4 protein-coding genes are annotated in these 4,986 nt (G+C 71.6%); 3 read left to right on the forward strand and 1 reads right to left on the reverse strand.

Going from position 1 to position 4,986, the window contains the following annotated elements:
- Positions 1-5: 5 nt before the first annotated feature.
- Positions 6-1,688 carry a glucose-6-phosphate isomerase gene (pgi, locus tag CWIS_RS07190; protein WP_048342608.1) on the reverse strand — a complete coding sequence of 561 codons (1,683 nt, stop codon included), beginning with the start codon at positions 1,686-1,688 and terminating at the stop codon, positions 6-8.
- Between the two features lie 238 nt (positions 1,689-1,926).
- Between pgi and CWIS_RS07195 the strand changes: the two genes are divergently transcribed.
- From CWIS_RS07195 to CWIS_RS07205, 3 genes are all read left to right on the forward strand, one after another.
- Positions 1,927-2,247 (forward strand): hypothetical protein, encoded by a 321-nt coding sequence (locus CWIS_RS07195; RefSeq protein ID WP_048342587.1) that lies wholly within the window; start codon positions 1,927-1,929, stop codon positions 2,245-2,247.
- Between the two features lie 104 nt (positions 2,248-2,351).
- On the forward strand, positions 2,352-3,518 hold the full coding sequence (locus tag CWIS_RS07200; protein ID WP_048342588.1) for an ROK family transcriptional regulator: 1,167 nt from the start codon (positions 2,352-2,354) through the stop codon (positions 3,516-3,518).
- A gap of 94 nt (positions 3,519-3,612) precedes the next feature.
- Entirely contained in the window at positions 3,613-4,938 is a 1,326-nt protein-coding gene (locus CWIS_RS07205; protein ID WP_048342609.1) for an extracellular solute-binding protein, read from the forward strand.
- Positions 4,939-4,986 lie beyond the last annotated feature (48 nt).

The raw sequence follows: 4,986 nt of genomic DNA on the forward strand, positions 1-4,986 counted from the left end.
GTCGGTCAGTCGCGCAACGCGAGGTACGTCGAGATCAGGGACTTCGTCGACGGGTCCTGGGCGTCGAGCGCCGCGGCGTCGCCCTCGACCGCGGGCGCGATCTCGAGCGCGAGCTTCTTGCCGAGCTCGACACCCCACTGGTCGAACGAGTCGATGCCCCAGACGACGCCCTGCACGAACGTGATGTGCTCGTACAGCGCGATGAGCTGGCCCAGCACGGAGGGCGTCAGCGCGGAGGCGAGGATCGACGTCGTCGGACGGTTGCCGGAGAACACGCGCGCGGGGACGATCGCCTCGTCCGTGCCCTCGGCGCGCACCTCGTCGGCCGTCTTGCCGAACGCGAGGGCCTTGGTCTGCGCGAAGAAGTTCGCCAGGAACAGGCCGTGCACGTCGGCGTCGCCGTCCTGCAGCGGGTGCGCGGGGTTGGCCACGGCGATGAAGTCCGCCGGGATCAGGCGCGTGCCCTGGTGGATGAGCTGGTAGAACGCGTGCTGGCCGTTGGTGCCGGGCTCGCCCCAGAACACCTCGCCGGTGGCCGTCGTGACGGGCGTGCCGTCCCAACGGACCGACTTGCCGTTCGACTCCATCGTGAGCTGCTGCAGGTACGCCGGGAACCGGTGCAGGTACTGCGCGTAGGGGAGCACGGCGTGCGTGTGGGCGCCGAGGAAGTTGACGTACCAGACGTTCAGCAGACCCATGAGGACGGGGACGTTGCTCGCGAGCGGCGTGGTCGCGACGTGCTCGTCGACCGCGTGGAAGCCGGCGAGCAGCTCGCCGAACGCCTCGGGGCCGATCGCGATCGCGACCGACGTCCCGATCGCCGAGTCGACCGAGTAGCGGCCGCCGACCCAGTCCCAGAAGCCGAACGCGTTGGCCGGGTCGATGCCGAACGCCGCGACCTTGTCGAGCGCGGTCGAGACCGCGACGAAGTGCTGCGCGACGGCAGCGGTCCGCGCCTCGTCGGTGTCCGCGAGGTGACCCGCGGCGGCGAGCCGGTCCCAGAGCCACTGACGCGCGAGTCGCGCGTTGGTGAGCGTCTCGAGCGTGCCGAACGTCTTGGACGCGACGATGAACAGGGTGGTCGTCGGGTCGAGGCCCTTGACCTTCTCGGCGAGGTCGGACGGGTCGATGTTCGAGACGAAGCGGACCTCGAGGCCCTCCTGCACGTACGGCTTGAGCGCCTCGTAGACCATGACGGGGCCGAGGTCGGATCCGCCGATGCCGATGTTGACGACGGTCTTCACGGGTGCGCCCGTGACACCCGTCCACTGGCCGGAGCGCACCTTGTCCGCGAACGCGTAGACCTTCGCGAGCTCGGCCTGCACGTCCGCGTCCACGTCCTGGCCGTCGACGACGAGGGGCGGGGTGGCGCCCGCCGGGCGGCGCAGCGCGGTGTGCAGCACCGCGCGGTCCTCGGTGACGTTGATGTGCTCGCCGCGCAGCATCGCCTGCAGACGGTCGGCGACGCCCGTCTCCTCGGCGAGGCGCACCAGGAGCGCGAGCGTCTCGTCCGTGACGAGGTTCTTCGACAGGTCGACGTGCAGGTCCGCGAGGCGGAACGTGAGCCGCTGCGCCCGCTGCGGGTCCGCGGCGAACCAGCCGCGCAGGTCCGCGGTGAGCGTGGACTCGTGCGCGGACAGGTCCTGCCACGCGCTCGTCGTCGTGGCGTCGATGGGGCTGGTCACGATGGGGTTCCCTCCGGGTGGCTCTGGGAGCGGGGTGTCACGGAGCGCGGCGACGACGAACCGGTGCGGCTCGGTGCGCGCGGACGTCTCCAACCTAGTGCGCGCGCGTGCGGCGCCGCACGGGACCGGGGCGGGACCTGCTCAGGACCAGCACGGGGACCGGGGCGAGGACCGGGCCGCGGACCGGGGCGAGGATCGACGCGCGGGCGGACGCGCAGCTCGTCCGACCTACAGTGACGCGGTGACCCGACGCGTACCCACCGCCCTGATCGCCGCCGTCAGCCTCGTCGCCGGGTTCGCCGTCGCTCAGGCGACCGGGGTGCGTGCGCTCGGGGGAGCGGTGCTTGTGCTCGGCGCGGCGTGGTGCGTGCAGCGGTCGTGGCGTACCGCCGGCCCGTGGCGGGTCGCGTTCGTCGTCGTGCTCGGTGCACTCGGGTTCGTGGCCTCGCACGTGCTGGCTCGGACGGCGCTCGGCGCCTGGCCCTCGGTGCTGCTGGTCTCCGCCGCGCTCGGCGCGGCCACGTGGCTCGTCGTCGACACGCGCGGACGCCCCTCGCGCTGACCTGGCGCGCCCCACGAAACAGGCGTGTGAACAGACGATCACGATGTGATCACAGTCACCGTCGAGCCTTGACGGCGATTAATAAGGAAGGTCTACTAACAAACATGCAAGCGACCACGAGCCCCGGTGCACGCGCCGGACGAGCCCTGCGGCCCACCGCCAAGGTGCTCCCTGGGCACGCCCGGGTCCACAACCGGTCGCTCGTGCTGGCTCACCTGTTCCACACCGGCCCGTCGTCCCGCGCGGACATCGCGCGCAGCAGCGGCCTGACCCGCGTGACGGTCTCGACGCTCGTCGGTGATCTCATCGACGAGGGCCTGGTCGAGGAGCTCGGCGTGCGGGCCGAGGGCAAGGTCGGCAAGCCCGCGACACTCGTCGGGATGCGCACGCAGGCGTTCCAGGTGGTCGCTGTCGACCTCACCGACGACGCCACGATCCACGGCGCGGTGCTCACGCTCACCGGCGAGGTGATCACCCGGCACGCAGCCCCGCTCGACGGGCGTGCGGGCGACGCCGCGGTCGACGCGCTCGAGACGGTGTGCCGCGCGCTGCTCGCCGCGGCCGACCGGCCCGTGATCGGCATCGGCATCGCGTCGCCGGGCGTCATCACGACCGACGGCCACGTCGTCCAGGCGCCGAACCGTGGCTGGTACGACCTGCCGCTCGCCACGCTGCTGCGCGACCGTCTCGACGTCCCCGTGCACGTCGCGAACGACGCCAACTCGCGCGCGCTCGGCGAGTTCACGTTCGGCAAGGCGTCAGGCCGGGGCTCGATGGTCCTGACCGTGGGGGAGGGCGTCGGCGCGGGACTCGTCGTCGACGGCGCGCTCGTCCTGGGCCGCAACAACGCCGCGGGCGAGATCGGCCACGTGACGGTCGTCGACGCCAGCACCCCCGGCGAGATCCCGCTCGCGTGCGCGTGCGGCCGAGCCGGCTGCCTGGAGACCGTGCTGAGCGTGCCGGCCCTGCGCCGCCGCATCGCGGGTCTCGACCCCGAGGACTCCGACGCCGCCCTGGCGTCGGCGGGACGGATGCTGGGGATCGCCCTGGCACCCGTCGTCAGCGCGCTCGACCTCGCAGAGGTCCTGCTCTCCGGCCCCACGGAGCTGCTGGACGGTCCCCTGCGCGAGGCGGCGCTCACCGCCATCCGGACCCGGACCATGCCCGTGATCGGGCGTGGGCTGACCGTGCGGATGGGATCGCTCGACGAGGACGGAGCGCTGGCCGGTGCGGCAGTGCTCGTCCTGTCGGGGCAGCTCGGGGTCACGTGACGACCCCGAGCCGCCCCCTTGCAGGTCAAGGCACCACCCCGGCGACCGCCGCCCCGGCGCTCGCCTCGCACACGGGAGGAACCCCAACGTGAAGATGCTACGGTTCGCGGCCCTCGGCGTGGCGGCGACGCTCGCGCTGACCGCCTGCAGCTCTGCCGACACGCCGTCGGACGACGCGACGACCGCCGGCGGAGACAAGACGCCTGAGGCCGCCGAGATCACGCTCTGGCTGGCCGGTGGCGACACCAACAAGGACCTGCGCCAGTACCTCAAGGACACGTTCGCCGCGGAGAACCCCGGGTCGACGCTGAACATCGAGGAGATCGCCTGGCCCGACCTGGTCACCAAGCTGACGACCTCGCTGCCCGACGAGGCGAACACGCCGGACGTCGTCGAGATCGGCAACACGCAGTCGCCGACCTTCACGACCGTGGGCGCGTTCCGTGACCTGACGCCGCTGTACGACGAGCTGGGCGGCGACAAGCTGCTGCAGTCGTTCGTCGACGTCGGCGCGGTCGACGGCAAGAACTACGCGCTGCCGTACTACTTCGGCTCGCGCTACATGTTCTACCGCAAGGACATCTGGACGGCCGCCGGCCTCGAGGTGCCCAAGACGCTCTCGGAGTTCTCGGAGTCGGTCGCCAAGCTCAAGACCGACACGCAGTCGGGCTTCGCGATGGGTGGCCAGGACTGGCGCAACGGCATCTCGTGGGTGTTCGCCAACGGCGGCGAGCTCGCGACGGTGGACGGCACCACCTGGACCTCGACGCTCTCGGACCCGAACACCATCAAGGGTCTCGAGCAGTGGCAGAAGGTCTACCAGGACGCGTCGAACCTGCCCTCGACCGAGCGGGACGTCGCGTACTGGGACTTCCTGAACGACGGCACCGACGGCACGCCGCCCTCGGCGGCGACGATCATGGCGCCGGGCTGGGCGCGCTGGTCGATCGGTGACATCACGAAGAACGACGCGGGCGAGGAGGTGCGCGACGGCATGGCGGACGACACGAAGTTCGACATCTTCGCCCTGCCGGGCACCGACGGCGGCATCGCGCCGGTCTTCGCCGGTGGCTCGAACATCGCCGTGTCGGCGAAGTCGAAGCACCCGGAGCTCGCGGAGAACCTGCTGCGGATCGTCTTCTCGAAGGAGTACCAGACGATGCTCGGCGGTGCGGGCCTCGGCCCGGGCAACTCCGACTACGTGTCCTCGCTGGGCGACGACAAGTTCGCGCAGACGATGATCGAGACGGCGGCCGCCTCCAAGCTCACCCCGGCCGCGCCGGGCTGGGCCGCGATCGAGGGCGCGTTCGTCTACGAGGAGCTGTTCCAGAAGATCGCCGACGGCGGCGACGTCGCCGCGCTGGCGAAGGAGTACGACGCCAAGCTGACGCCCATGCTCAACGGTGGCGCCGCGGGCTGACGCCCGATCGCGGGTGACCGGGCCGCGCAGGCCCGGTCACCCGCGGAC

Source organism: Cellulomonas sp. A375-1 (assembly GCF_001040865.1).
In the GTDB taxonomy this organism is placed as follows: domain Bacteria; phylum Actinomycetota; class Actinomycetes; order Actinomycetales; family Cellulomonadaceae; genus Cellulomonas; species Cellulomonas gelida.